This is a genomic window from Egicoccus sp. AB-alg2, from assembly GCF_041821065.1.
GTDB lineage: Bacteria > Actinomycetota > Nitriliruptoria > Nitriliruptorales > Nitriliruptoraceae > Egicoccus.
The window spans coordinates 270,024-282,819 of record NZ_JBGUAX010000001.1 but is presented as its reverse complement, the minus strand read 5'-3'; the positions used below and the strand labels follow the sequence as shown (position 1 = coordinate 282,819).

Below are 12,796 nucleotides of genomic sequence, written 5' to 3'. Positions count from 1 at the left end.
TCGAGAGCCCACGCGGGGTGCGCACGCGACCCCGCTTCCAGCTCCCCTTCCTGATGTCCTCCCGGTTCCAAGGAGCGAAGAGCAGATGTCCCTGCGCGTCGCCATCAACGGCTTCGGCCGCATCGGCCGCAACTACCTGCGGGCCACCAAGAAGCAGGGCCTCGACGTCGACATCGTCGCGGTCAACGACCTGACCGACACCGCCACGCTGGCGCTGCTGCTGAAGTACGACAGCGTCCACGGACGGTTCGACGGCACGGTGGAGATCGACGGCGACGACCTCGTCGTCGACGGCGACCGGATCAAGGTCCTCGCCGAGCGCGATCCCGCCAACCTGCCGTGGAAGGACCTCGGCATCGACGTCGTGGTGGAGTCCACCGGCTTCTTCACCAAGCGCGACGACGCCGCCAAGCATCTCGACGCCGGGGCGAAGAAGGTCGTGATCTCCGCGCCTGCCAAGAACGAGGACGCGACGATCGTCCTGGGCGCCAACCAGGACGTCTACGACCCGGAGAACCACGACGTCATCTCGATGGCGTCGTGCACGACCAACTCCGTCGTGCCGATGGCGAAGGTCCTCGACGAGGCCTTCGGCATCGAACAGGGCCTGATGACCACGGTCCACGCCTACACCGGCGACCAGCGTCTGCACGACGCCCCGCACAAGGACCCGCGCCGCGCTCGCGCCGCCGCGCTGTCCATCGTCCCGACCACGACCGGTGCGGCCAAGGCGGCCGCGCTGGCGTTGCCGCAGCTGAAGGGCCGGCTCGACGGGCTCGCCCTGCGCGTGCCGATCCCGTCCGGCTCCATCACCGATCTCGTCCTGGTCCTGCAGCGCGAGGTCACGGCGGACGAGGTCAACACCGCCATGAAGGAGGCGGCCGACGGGCCGCTCAAGGGCATCCTCGAGTACAGCGAGGAGCCGCTGGTGTCCATCGACATCGTCGGCAACCCGCACTCGTGCATCTTCGACGCCCAGAGCACCATGGCCAACGGCAAGCTGGTCAAGGTGATGGGCTGGTACGACAACGAGATGGGCTACTCGACCCGGCTCGCCGAGGCCGTCGTCTTCGTGGGCGACAAGCTGTAGGTAGCGGCCACCTCGACGGACCCACCGGCCCGCGCTTCCTCGGAAGCGCGGGCCGGCTGACGCGAAAGGCGCCCCTGTGACCTCCCTGCTCGACGGCGTGCCCACCCTGGACGACCTCGACGCCGCCGACACGCGGGTGTTCGTGCGTGCCGACCTCAACGTGCCGCTGCGCGATGGCGCGGTCGCCGACGACCTGCGCATCCAGTCGTCGGTGCCGACCCTGCGCCGCCTGCTCGACCAGGACGCCCGCGTGGTGGTGGCCTCGCACCTCGGACGTCCGAAGGGCGCACCCGACCCGGCCTACTCGATGGCGCCGGTCGCCGCGCGCCTCGCCCAGGCGCTCGGTGCCGAGGTGGTCGCCGCCGAGGACGTCGTCGGACCCGACGCCCGCGCGAAGGCCGAGGCGCTGCGGCCCGGGCAGGTGCTGCTGCTCGAGAACCTGCGCTTCGACGCCGGCGAGACCGCCAACGACGACGCCTTCGCCGACGCGCTGGCCTCGTTCGCGGACGTCTACGTCGACGACGCGTTCGGTGCCGCACATCGCGCGCACGCCTCCATCTCCGGTATCCCGGCCCGACTGCCTGGCTACGCCGGTCTGCTGCTCGCGCGCGAGCTCGAGGTGCTGGGCACGCTGTTGGAGGACCCGGCACGCCCCTACGTGGCGGTGCTCGGGGGCGCCAAGGTCAGCGACAAGCTGACGGTGCTGGAGAACCTGCTGCAGCGGGTCGACGTCGTCGCCGTCGGCGGCGCCATGGCCTTCACGTTCCTCGTCGCCGAGGGCCATCGGGTGGGGGCCTCGCGGGTCGAGGCGGACCAGGTCGGCACCGTCCGTGACCTCGTCGCGGCAGCCCGCGAGCGGGGCGTGAAGGTGCTGCTGCCCCACGACGTGGTGGTCGCCCCGGAGTTCGACGAGCATGCCCCGGCACGGACCGTGCACGTCGACGACATCCCCGACGACCAGATGGGCCTCGACATCGGCCCCGGTGCCGCCCACGCCTACGCCGACGCGATCAGCCGCGCCGGCAGCGTGTTCTGGAACGGGCCGATGGGCGTGTTCGAGTGGTCCTCGTTCGCCGAGGGCACGCACACCGTCGCCCAGGCGATGGCCTCCGCAGACGGGTTCACCGTCGTCGGCGGCGGCGACTCCGCGGCCGCGATCCGGCAGTTCGGCCTGGACGACCAGGTCGACCACGTCTCCACCGGTGGTGGCGCCTCGCTCGAGCTGCTCGAGGGCAAGGACCTGCCGGGCGTCGCCGCACTGCGGCGACGCTGAGTCGGTGAGCACGGGGGCGGCGACCCCGGAACAGCAGGTCCCGTCCTCGGCCCGCGAGGTGGTCGGCGACGCCGCCCGCCTGATCGGCGGGTTCGTCCGCGAACAGCCGGTCGTGTTCACCCTCGCGGCCGTCGGCGCGGTGCTGTTCACCTCGGCGATCGTGGCCAGCGCGGTGGTGGTCGGCTGGGTCACCGACGAGGTCATCGTGCCCGTGCTCACCGACGGCGCGCCGACCGCCGGCCGGCTGGGCGCGGCGCTGGCGCTGATCCTGGGTGTGGCCGTCTGGAAGTCGGTCGGCATCGTCGTGCGGCGCACGGCCGCGTCGCGGATGCAGTTCGGGGCGCAGACCCGCCTGCGCAAGCGGCTCATCGCGCACCAGCTCGGGCTCAGCCTGCGCTGGTTCGGCACCCGCGGCGTCGGTGACCTGCTCTCGGTCTCGGACGTCGACAGCCGGCAGGCGACCATGATGCTGGCGCCGCTGCCGTTCGCGACCGGGGTCACGTTCCTGCTGGTCGGTTCGGCCGCCGTCATCACGGTGACCGACCCGTACCTCGGTGGGCTCGCGGTCGTGCTGCTGGCCGTCGTCGTCGGTCTGGACCTGCGCGGGGCGTGGCTCACCTTCCATCTGATGGAGGAGGCGCAGCGCCGGCGCGGCGCGGTCGCCGGCGTCGCGCACGAGAGCTTCGACGGCGCGCTCACCGTCAAGGCGTTGGGTCGCGAGCAGGTGGAGACGGAGCGATTCGGGCGCGTCGCCGATTCCCTGGCGGACCAGCTCGTCGAGGTCGGGCGCGTGTGGACCGGCTACCGCGCCCTGACCGAGGGGCTGCCCGCCGTCGGCACGATCGTCGTGCTGGTGGTGGGCACGGCCCGCATCGCGGGCGACGCGCTCACCACGGGCGAGCTCGTCCGGGTCACGTACCTGCTGTCGCTGCTGGCGGTGCCCACGCGCCTGATCGGCTACCTGATGTGGGACGCGGCCCACAGCGTCGCCGGCTGGCGGCGCGTGGAGACGGTGCTCCGCGCCGACGACGTGCTGACCCACGGCGACGACCGCACGCCGCCGCCGTCGCCGGCCGCCCGGCTGGAGGCCGACCGCGTCGCCTTCGGCTACGAGCCGGGAGTCCGGGTGCTGCACGACCTCGAGCTGCACCTCGAGCCGGGCCGGACCCTCGCCGTCGTCGGTCCCACCGGGTCGGGCAAGTCCACGCTCGCGCTGCTGCTCGCGCGCCTGTGGGATCCCGACCACGGCACGGTCCGCCTCGACGGGCGCGACCTGCGACGCCTGGCGCCCGGTGTCCTTCCCGGCGAGGTCGCCTACGTCGCCCAGGACGCGTTCCTGTTCGACGAGACCGTCGCCGGCAACGTGGCGCTGCACCTCGACGCGGACGAGGACCGCATCCGTGAGGCGCTGCGGATGGCCAACGCGCTCGGGTTCGTCGACGACCTCCCGGCCGGCCTCCACACCCGCCTCGGTGAGCGTGGCACGACCCTCTCCGGCGGACAGCGTCAGCGGATCGCGCTCGCCCGCGCACTGGTGCGCCGGCCGCGGCTGCTGGTGCTCGACGACGCCACCTCGGCGGTCGACCCGTCGGTGGAGACCGCCATCCTGCGCGCCCTGCGCGAGGCGGACCTGCCGTCGACGATCGTGATGATCGCCTACCGCCGCTCGAGCATCATGCTGGCCGACGACGTCGTGTTCGTCGACGACGGCCGGGTGGTGGCCCACGGCCCGCACGAGGACCTGCTGCGGACGGTGCCCGGGTACGCCGCCCTGCTGCGGGCCTACGAGACGGAGCACCCGACATGACGTCGCGCTCCGCGCTGTCGGCGATCCGGCGGGCGGTCCGCGAGGCGCCCGTGCTCGGTCACGGCCTGCGCCTGACGCTGGTCCTGGCCGTGGTCGGCACCGCCGGCCAGCTCGTCGTGCCGATCGCCGTGCGCGAGGTCCTCGACCGCGAGGTGCTGGCAGGTGGCGCCATCGACGTCGCCGCCGTCGTGACCGCCGGTGCGGTCGCGATCGTGGCGCTGCTCGCGACCATGCTCGCGAACCGGCTCGCGCAGTACCGCCTGGTCGTGGCCGCCTCCCGCGGCCTGGCCCAGTTGCGCGTCAAGGTGTTCCGCCACGTCCACGACCTGTCGGTGCTGCACGTGCAGGCCGAGCGGCGCGGCGTGCTCGTGGCCCGCGTGACCTCCGACATCGAGGCCATCACCCAGTTCCTCGAGTGGGGCGGCGTCGGCATGCTCGTCGGTGCCGCCCAGGTCCTGCTCGTGCTCGGCCTGATGGCCGTGTACGACTGGCGGCTCACGCTGCTCGTGCTGGTCGCCGGGGTGCTCTACACCATCCTGCTGCTGCTGTTCCAGCGCGTGCTCTCGCGGGCCTACGACCGGGTCCGGTTGCGGGTCGCCGACTCGATGGCGGCGATGTCGGAGACGATCGCCGGCCTGCCCACGATCCGCGCCTTCGGCGCCGAGGAGCGCAGCCGGGCCCGGGTCGACCGCGCCCTGGACGCGCAGTTCCGCACCGAGTTCCGCACCGGCGCGCTCGGCGCCGCCATGTTCTCCAGCGGCGAGCTCTTCGCCGCGTCGGTGACGGCCCTGGTCGTCGCCGGCGGTGTGCTGCTGGGCCCCGACGTCGGGCTCACCGCAGGACAGCTGGTCGCCTTCCTGTTCCTCGTGACCCTGTTCATCGAGCCGGTGCAGCTGCTCGTCGAGGTGCTCGACCAGGCCCAGACCGCCGCGGCCGGGGTGCGTCGGGTCGTCGACGTGCTCGACACGCCGCAGGAGCTCGGCGACCCGGCGCGGCACCGGTCCGGGGGGCGAGACCTGCCGGACGGGCCGCTGTCGGTGCGCTTCACCGGCGTGCGCTTCCGCTACCCGACCGGTCCCGACGTGCTCGCGGACCTCGACCTCGAGATCGCGCCGGGCGAACGCGTCGCCGTGGTCGGCGAGACCGGGTCCGGCAAGTCGACGTTCGTGAAGCTGCTGACCAGGCTCCTGGACCCGGTCGAGGGCACCATCTCGCTGTCGGGCGTCCCCCTGGACCAGGTCCGGTTCGCCTCGCTGCGGCAGCGGGTGGCGTTCGTGCCGCAGGACGGGTTCCTGTTCGACGCCACGCTGGCCGACAACGTCCGCTACGGCGCACCGCACGCGACCGACGACGAGGTCGCCGCCGCCTTCGAGGAACTCGGGCTGGCGGCGTGGGTGGCGTCGCTGCCCTTCGGACCGGCGACACGGGTGGGGGAGCGGGGCTCGCGCCTGTCGGCCGGCGAACGTCAGCTCGTCGCCCTGGTGCGGGCCTGGATCGTGGCACCCGACCTGCTGGTCCTCGACGAGGCAACCTCGGCCGTGGACCCGGCGCTGGAGGTCCGTCTGCGCCGGGCGATCGAGCGACTGATCAGCGGGCGCACCAGCGTCACGGTCGCGCACCGGCTGTCCACGGCCGAGGCGGCCGACCGCGTCCTCGTGTTCGACGCCGGCCGGCTGGTGCAGCAGGGTCGCCACGGCGAGCTGGTCGCGCGCGACGGGGTCTACCGGGCGCTGCATGCCGACTGGGCCGCGATCGCCGGTGGTGCGCAGGCCTGACGCGCGTGTTCCCGGCAGCACCGACGTCACGCGATCCGTGCGGCGCCCGCGTCCGAACGGCCCCTCGATTGGCGAGAACGGGGCATCGTTCGCTACCCAACGACCCGTCCATGTGGCCCCGGCCAGCTGGGCCGTCCATTCGGCCGGTCGACGTTAGGGTCTGGGGGTCACGGTGGTCGGCGCCGACGCGCGACCGCCGCATCACGCACAACCGCGCCCCGCCGGGACGGCCGTGGGCGCCCTTCCACGACACCAAGGAGCGCTGCATGCGCATGCGTTCGTACACCCGCACGTTCGGTGCGGTCGCAGCCGCGTCGCTGCTCATCACCGCCTGTGGCGGCGGGGGCGACGACCCGGTGGCCGACCCGGGGGACGACGGCGGCAACGGCGACGCGACCGAGCCCGCCGAGCAGACGGCCGGCGGCGAGTTCAGCATCCACAACTGCGAGCCGCAGTCACTGATCCCGCAGGACTCGACCGAGGTCTGCGGCTCGAAGGTCCTGGACCAGCTGTTCAGCGGTCTCTACGAGTACGACCCGGAGACCTACGAGCCGGTGCCCGTCATGGCCGAGTCGCTCGAGTCCGACGACGCGCAGAACTGGACCGTCACCATCCGTGACGACTTCACGTTCCACGACGGCACGCCGGTCACGGCGCAGTCGTTCGTCGACGCCTGGAACTTCGCCGTCGACCCGGACGCGGCCAACCGCAACGCGAACTTCTTCGAGAACTTCGTCGGTTACGAAGAGGTCCAGGCGGGCGAGACCGACGCCATGGCCGGCGTCGAGGCCGTCGACGACACGACCATCACCATCGAGCTGACCGAGCCGTTCAGCCCGCTGGAGACGATGCTCGGCTACACGGCGTTCTACCCGCTGCCGGAGGTCGCCTACGACGACATGGACGCCTTCGAAGAGGCGCCGGTCGGCAACGGCCGCTACCAGATGGACGGCGTCTGGGAGCGCGACCAGCAGATCGCCATGACGCGGTACGACGAGTGGCCGGGCGAGAACCCGGGGCTGGCCGACCGCATCGTGTGGCAGATCTACTCGGACATCAACACCGCCTACCTCGACGTCCAGCAGGGCAACCTCGACATCCTCGACGGCATCCCGCCGGAGCGTGAGGGTGCCGCAGACGCCGACTTCGGCGAGGACCTGATCCGCACCGACACCTCGTCGTTCACGTACATGGGCTTCCCGATGTACGACGAGCGCTTCGAGGACGTCGACGTGCGGCGCGCCTTCTCCATGGCGATCGACCGCGAGGCCATCATCAACGCGATCTTCGCCGGGGCCCGTCAGCCCGCGACCGCGCTGATCCCGCCGGTCCTCGCCACGCACCGCGAGGACGCGTGCGAGGCCTGCACGTTCGACCCGGAGCAGGCGCAGCAGCTGCTCGACGAGGCCGGTGGCTTCGACGGTGAGCTGGTCGTCTACTTCAACAGCGGGGCCGGTCACGAGGAGTGGGTCGAGGCCGTCAGCAACCAGTGGCGCGAGAACCTCGGCATCGAGAACATCCGGTTCGAGAGCCTCGAGTTCGCCCAGTACCTCGACCTGCTCGAAGGTGGTCAGATCGAGGGGCCGTTCCGCCTCGGCTGGGTCCTGTCCTACGGCTCGCCGCAGTACGCCCTCGAACCGCTGTACACCTCGGGCGGCAGCTCGAACTACTTCGGCATCGAGAGCTCGCAGGTCGACGACCTGATCGGCGAGGCCAACGCCACGCCGGACCTCGACGAGGCCGAGGGCGTGTACCAGCAGGCCGAGGACGCCATCCTCGAAGAGCTGCCCAACATTCCGCTCTGGTACGAGACCCGGACCACGGTCCACACGCCACGCGTGTCCAACGTGATCATGGACGGCCGCACCTTCGTGCGCGTCGAGCAGGTCTCGGTCGAGGACTGACGCTCCTGGACCCGACGTCGTCGAGGGTGCGGCCGCACAGGGCGGTCGCACCCTCACGGCTGCCGGGTCGACGAGCCCGAAGCCCGCACCGCGCCCCGCCCGACGGGGCCGCCACGTGAGGAGCACGTCGTGGGACGTTACGTCGCCCGCCGGCTGTTGCAGACCGTGCCCGTCTTCTTCGGCGCCACCTTCCTGGTGTTCGCGATGGTGTTCGCCATCCCCGGCGATCCGATCCAGGCCCTGGCCGGCGAACGGCCGATCTCCGCGGCAACGCTCGAGGTCCTGCGCGACCGCTACAACCTCAACGACCCGCTGCTCGTCCAGTACGGCAAGTACATCGCGGGCGTCTTCACCGGCGATCTCGGCCAGTCCTTCACCGGCCGGCAGGTCGCCGACATCCTCGCGCAGCGCTTCCCGGTCACGCTGCGTCTGGCACTGACCGCGTTCGTCATCGAGATCGTGCTGGGGCTCACCGCCGGCATCCTGGCCGGGCTGCGACGCGGTTCGTTCGTCGACAACCTCGTGCTGGTGTCCACCACGGCGGTCGTCTCCATCCCCGTCTTCGTGCTCGGCTACGTCGCCCAGCTGGTCATCGGCCTGGAGCTGGGGTGGCTGCCGATCTCCGGCATCCGGGCCGGCTGGCAGAGCTATCTGCTGCCCGGCTTCGTGCTCGCGGCGACGTCGCTGGCCTACGCGGCACGCCTGCTGCGCACCAGCCTGGTGGAGAACCTGCGCGCCGACTACGTGCGCACCGCGACGTCCAAGGGCCTGCGGCGCTCCCGGGTCGTCGGCCGTCACGCGCTGCGCAACTCCCTGATCCCCGTCATCACGTTCCTGGGTGCCGACCTCGGGGTCATGATGGGCGGCGCCATCATCACCGAGGGGATCTTCAACATCCCGGGCATCGGCGGCGAGATCTTCCGCGCGGTCAGCCAGCAGGAGGGCCCGGTCGTCGTCGGCATCGTCACCGCCCTCGTCGTGATCTTCATCCTGTCCAACCTCATCGTCGACGTCCTCTACGGCGTGCTCGACCCGAGGATCCGCTATGAGTGAGCAAGCCTCGTCCACCTCCGCGGCTCCGGGGTCCGCCTCCGCCGAGGCCAAGGCGACGACCGGTGTCGCCGACGACAAGCAGGCCTCGCTGTGGTCGGACGCCTGGTACCAGCTGCGGCGCAGCCCGATGTTCATCGTCTCCGCGCTGCTGATCGTCCTGATCCTGCTGATCGCGATCTTCCCGGGCTGGTTCACCGACACGAGCCCCGTCGCCTCCGACCTGTCGCGCTCGCTGGAGCGGCCGTCGGCCGAGCACTGGTTCGGGTTCGACATCCAGGGCCGTGACTACTACGCGCGGGTGATCTACGGGGCCCGGGCCTCCGTCGCCGTCGGCCTGCTCGTGGTGCTGACCGCCAGCATCATCGCGGTCACGCTCGGCTCGCTGGCCGGCTACTACGGCGGCGCGATCGACGCCGTCATCGCGCGCGTCACCGACGTGTTCTTCGCGCTGCCCACGATCCTGGGTGGCCTGGTGCTGCTCACGGTCCTGGACAACCGCGGCGTGCCGCAGGTGGCGATGGTGCTGGCCGTGCTCGGGTGGCCGACGATGATGCGGCTCATGCGCTCGTCGGTGCTGGCGGCCGCCCGGTCCGACTACGTGCAGGCCGCGCGGGCCCTGGGCGCCAGCGACGGTCGCATCATGCGGCGGCACATCCTGCCCAACGCCGTCACGCCGGTGGTCGTCTACGCGACGATCTTCGTGGGCATCGTGATCACCGCCGAGGCGGCACTGACCTTCCTCGGCGTGGGCCTGCAGACGCCTGCGATCTCCTGGGGACTGATGATCTCGCAGGCGCAGACCCGGCTGCTCGAGGCGCCCCACCTGCTGCTGTTCCCCGGGGCGTTCCTCTCGGTCACGGTGTTCAGCTTCATCCTGATGGGGGACGCCCTGCGCGACGCCCTCGACCCGAAGCTGCGCTGACGGAGGCCGCTGCGATGTCCCACCTGATCACCTCCTCCGAGCCCCACTTCCACGACGCCGGCCGGGCAGAGCCGGTGCTGGAGGTCGAGGACCTGCACGTGGAGTTCCGCACCCCCCGTGGCACGGTCAACGCCGTCAACGGCGTGACCTACCAGCTGGCCGCGGGCGAGACGCTGGCGATCCTCGGCGAGTCGGGGTCCGGCAAGTCCGTCTCCGCGCAGGCCGTCATGGGCCTGATCGAGACGCCGCCCGGGCACATCACGAAGGGGGCGATCCGCTTCCGCGGCAACGACCTGCTCCAGCAGCCCGAGGACGAGCGTCGTCGGGTCCGCGGCCAGCGGATCGCCATGGTCTTCCAGGACGCCCTGACCGCGCTGAACCCGGTGTTCACGGTCGGCTGGCAGATCGGCGAGATGCTGCGCGTGCACGCCGGCCTGTCGCGCCGCGACGCGAAGGCCCGCGCCATCGAGCTGATGGACCGGGTCGGCATCCCGTCCGCCCGCCAGCGCGTCAACCAGTACCCGCACGAGTTCTCCGGCGGCATGCGCCAGCGCGCGATGATCGCCATGGCCCTCGCGTTGGAACCCGACGTCCTGATCGCCGACGAGCCGACCACCGCACTGGACGTCACCGTCCAGGCCCAGGTGATGGACCTGCTGGCCGAACTCCAGGAACAGACCGGCATGGGGCTGATCCTGATCACGCACGACCTCGGGGTCGTCGCCGAGGTCGCCGACCGGCTGGCGGTCATGTACGCGGGCCGGATCGTGGAGACGGGCACCGTCGCTCAGCTGTACGCGCGTCCGGCCCATCCCTACACCGAAGGCCTGATGCGCTCGATCCCGCAGCTCGACCAGCGCAAGGGTGAGCTCGATCCCATCGAGGGTGCGCCCCCGAGCCTGACCGCCATCCCGTCGGGCTGCCCGTTCCACCCACGCTGCCCGTACCGCCGCGACGACTGCGTGACCGTCGAGCCCCCGCCCTACGACGTCACCGACGGCCAGCCGGTCGAGGCCGGTGACCTCACCGTGCGCCGCACCTCGGCGTGCCACTACTTCCAGGAGGTGCTGCATGGGCAGTGACCTGCTCGGCCGCTCCCGGACCCCCGGCGAGACCCTGCTGCGCATCGAGGGTCTCGTGAAGCACTACCCGCTCACGCAGGGCATCGTCTTCCGGCGCGAGGTGGGGTCCGTCCAGGCCGTCGACGGTGTCGACTTCGAGCTGCGCAGCGGCGAGACGCTCGGCCTCGTCGGCGAGTCCGGCTGCGGCAAGTCGACCGTCGCCCGCACGCTGCTGCGCCTGGAGGAACCGACCGCCGGTCATGCCTACCACCGGGACCGGGACATCTTCCAGATGTCGAAGAAGGAGCTGCGGCGGCTGCGGCGCGACGTCCAGATCGTGTTCCAGGACCCGTACGCGTCGCTCAACCCGCGCATGACGGTCGGCGACATCATCGGCGAGGCGTGGGAGATCCACCCCGACGTGGTGCCCAAGAACAAGCGGCGCGAGACGCTCGGGACCCTGCTCGAGCGCGTCGGCTTGGACCCGGCCTTCGCCAACCGCTACCCCCACCAGTTCTCCGGCGGGCAGCGTCAGCGCGTCGGGATCGCCCGCGCCCTGGCGCTCAACCCCGAGGTGCTGATCCTCGACGAGCCGGTGTCGGCGCTGGACGTGTCCGTGCAGGCCCAGGTCGTGAACCTGCTCGAGGAACTGCAGGACGAGTTCGGTTTCGCGTACGTCTTCATCGCGCACGACCTCGCGGTGGTCCGGCACATCTCCGACCGGGTCGCCGTGATGTACCTGGGCAAGATCGTGGAGTACGGCGACGAGTCGGACATCTACGAGCGGGCGACGCACCCCTACACGCAGGCGTTGCTGTCGGCCGTCCCGGTCGCCGCCGTCGACGCCGCCGAGCGGCGCAAGCGGCGCATCGTGCTCGAGGGTGACGTCCCGAGCCCCGCCGACCCGCCGTCGGGCTGCCGCTTCCGCACCCGCTGCTGGAAGGCGACCGATCGGTGCGCCGAGGAGGTGCCGGAGCTGATCGACCGGTTCGGGCACGGGCATCCCAGCGCCTGCCACTACGCCGAGGTTCGCGAGGAGGACGTCGCCTGACGCACTAGGGTCTCGTCACCCGCCGTTCGAGCTGCCGTCGAAGGACCCAGAGCCGTGACCGACCGCGTACCCGTGATCGCGGGCAACTGGAAGATGCACCGCGATCATCTCGAGGCGATCCAGCTCGTGCAGAAGCTGGCCTACCACCTGCGTGAGGACGACTACGAGGGGCAGGAGATCGTCGTCTGCCCGCCGTTCGTCGCCCTGCGGTCCGTGCAGACGCTGCTGCAGTCGGACAGGCTGCCGATGCACCTCGGCGCGCAGAACTGCCACACCGAGGACGAGGGCGCCTTCACCGGCGAGATCTCGGCCACGATGCTGGCGCGTCTGGACGTGCGCTACGTCATCGTGGGCCACTCGGAGCGGCGGGAGCTGTTCGGGGAGACCGACGAGATCGTCAACGCCAAGATCGCGGCCGTGCAGCGCCATGGCATGCGGCCGATCCTGTGCGTCGGCGAGGTGCTGGAGCAGCGCGAGGCCGGCCAGGCCGTGGACGTGGTCGTGTCGCAGCTCCGCGGCAGCCTCGCCGGCGTCGCCGTGTCCGACCCGGCCGATCTCGTCGTCGCCTACGAGCCGGTCTGGGCGATCGGCACCGGCCGGACGGCGACCCCCCAGGACGCCCAGGACCTGTGCGCCGCGATCCGCACCGAGCTCGCGTCGCTGTACGACGAGCAGACGGCGGCCGGCATCCGCATCCAGTACGGCGGCAGCGTGAAGCCCGGCAACATCCGCGAGCTGATGGGCCAGCCCGACGTCGACGGTGCGCTGGTCGGCGGCGCCAGCCTGTCCAGCGAGGACTTCGCCCTCATCGTGGGGCATCGGAGATAGGGGCTGGGTCCCCCGGCTCGCTCGCTTCGCTC

Annotated in this window: 10 protein-coding genes; all 10 read left to right on the top strand. The window is 71.5% G+C overall.

The features are described 5' to 3' along the window. Positions 1-85 precede the first annotated feature (85 nt). Positions 86-1,090 (top strand): type I glyceraldehyde-3-phosphate dehydrogenase, encoded by a 1,005-nt coding sequence (gene gap / locus ACERM0_RS01350; protein ID WP_373676691.1) that lies wholly within the window; start codon positions 86-88, stop codon positions 1,088-1,090. Positions 1,091-1,187: 97 nt separating this feature from the next. Beyond that, positions 1,188-2,363, top strand: a complete 1,176-nt coding sequence (pgk, locus tag ACERM0_RS01345) for a phosphoglycerate kinase (RefSeq protein ID WP_373676950.1) — start codon at positions 1,188-1,190, stop codon at positions 2,361-2,363. 4 nt (positions 2,364-2,367) lie between these two features. Then, positions 2,368-4,170, top strand: a complete 1,803-nt coding sequence (locus ACERM0_RS01340) for an ABC transporter ATP-binding protein (protein ID WP_373676690.1) — start codon at positions 2,368-2,370, stop codon at positions 4,168-4,170. Continuing rightward, complete coding sequence (locus ACERM0_RS01335) at positions 4,167-5,945, top strand: ABC transporter ATP-binding protein (protein WP_373676689.1); 1,779 nt, start codon at positions 4,167-4,169, stop codon at positions 5,943-5,945. The genes ACERM0_RS01340 and ACERM0_RS01335 overlap by 4 nt, the downstream gene beginning before the upstream one ends. A 266-nt stretch (positions 5,946-6,211) precedes the next feature. Beyond that, positions 6,212-7,849, top strand: a complete 1,638-nt coding sequence (locus ACERM0_RS01330; protein ID WP_373676688.1) for an ABC transporter substrate-binding protein — start codon at positions 6,212-6,214, stop codon at positions 7,847-7,849. Positions 7,850-7,978: 129 nt separating this feature from the next. After that, entirely contained in the window at positions 7,979-8,902 is a 924-nt protein-coding gene (locus ACERM0_RS01325) for an ABC transporter permease (RefSeq protein WP_373676687.1), read from the top strand. Further along, positions 8,895-9,824: an ABC transporter permease gene (locus ACERM0_RS01320; RefSeq protein WP_373676686.1), complete on the top strand. Its 930-nt coding sequence runs from the start codon at positions 8,895-8,897 to the stop codon at positions 9,822-9,824. Before ACERM0_RS01325 ends, ACERM0_RS01320 begins: the two co-directional genes overlap by 8 nt. Before the next feature lie 14 nt (positions 9,825-9,838). After that, complete coding sequence (locus ACERM0_RS01315; protein ID WP_373676685.1) at positions 9,839-10,906, top strand: ABC transporter ATP-binding protein; 1,068 nt, start codon at positions 9,839-9,841, stop codon at positions 10,904-10,906. Beyond that, positions 10,896-11,936: an ABC transporter ATP-binding protein gene (locus ACERM0_RS01310; RefSeq protein WP_373676684.1), complete on the top strand. Its 1,041-nt coding sequence runs from the start codon at positions 10,896-10,898 to the stop codon at positions 11,934-11,936. Before ACERM0_RS01315 ends, ACERM0_RS01310 begins: the two co-directional genes overlap by 11 nt. A gap of 54 nt (positions 11,937-11,990) precedes the next feature. Beyond that, entirely contained in the window at positions 11,991-12,764 is a 774-nt protein-coding gene (gene tpiA, locus ACERM0_RS01305) for a triose-phosphate isomerase (RefSeq protein WP_373676683.1), read from the top strand. Positions 12,765-12,796 lie beyond the last annotated feature (32 nt).

Excerpts from the sequence above, each read along its gene's own strand:
- ACERM0_RS01335 (WP_373676689.1), top strand. The coding sequence starts at position 4,167 with ATGACGTCGCGCTCCGCGCTGTCGGCGATCCGGCGGGCGGTCCGCGAG.
- ACERM0_RS01330 (WP_373676688.1), top strand. The coding sequence starts at position 6,212 with ATGCGCATGCGTTCGTACACCCGCACGTTCGGTGCGGTCGCAGCCGCG.
- ACERM0_RS01310 (WP_373676684.1), top strand. The coding sequence starts at position 10,896 with ATGGGCAGTGACCTGCTCGGCCGCTCCCGGACCCCCGGCGAGACCCTG.
- ACERM0_RS01315 (WP_373676685.1), top strand. The coding sequence starts at position 9,839 with ATGTCCCACCTGATCACCTCCTCCGAGCCCCACTTCCACGACGCCGGC.
- gap (WP_373676691.1), top strand. The coding sequence starts at position 86 with ATGTCCCTGCGCGTCGCCATCAACGGCTTCGGCCGCATCGGCCGCAAC.
- ACERM0_RS01320 (WP_373676686.1), top strand. The coding sequence starts at position 8,895 with ATGAGTGAGCAAGCCTCGTCCACCTCCGCGGCTCCGGGGTCCGCCTCC.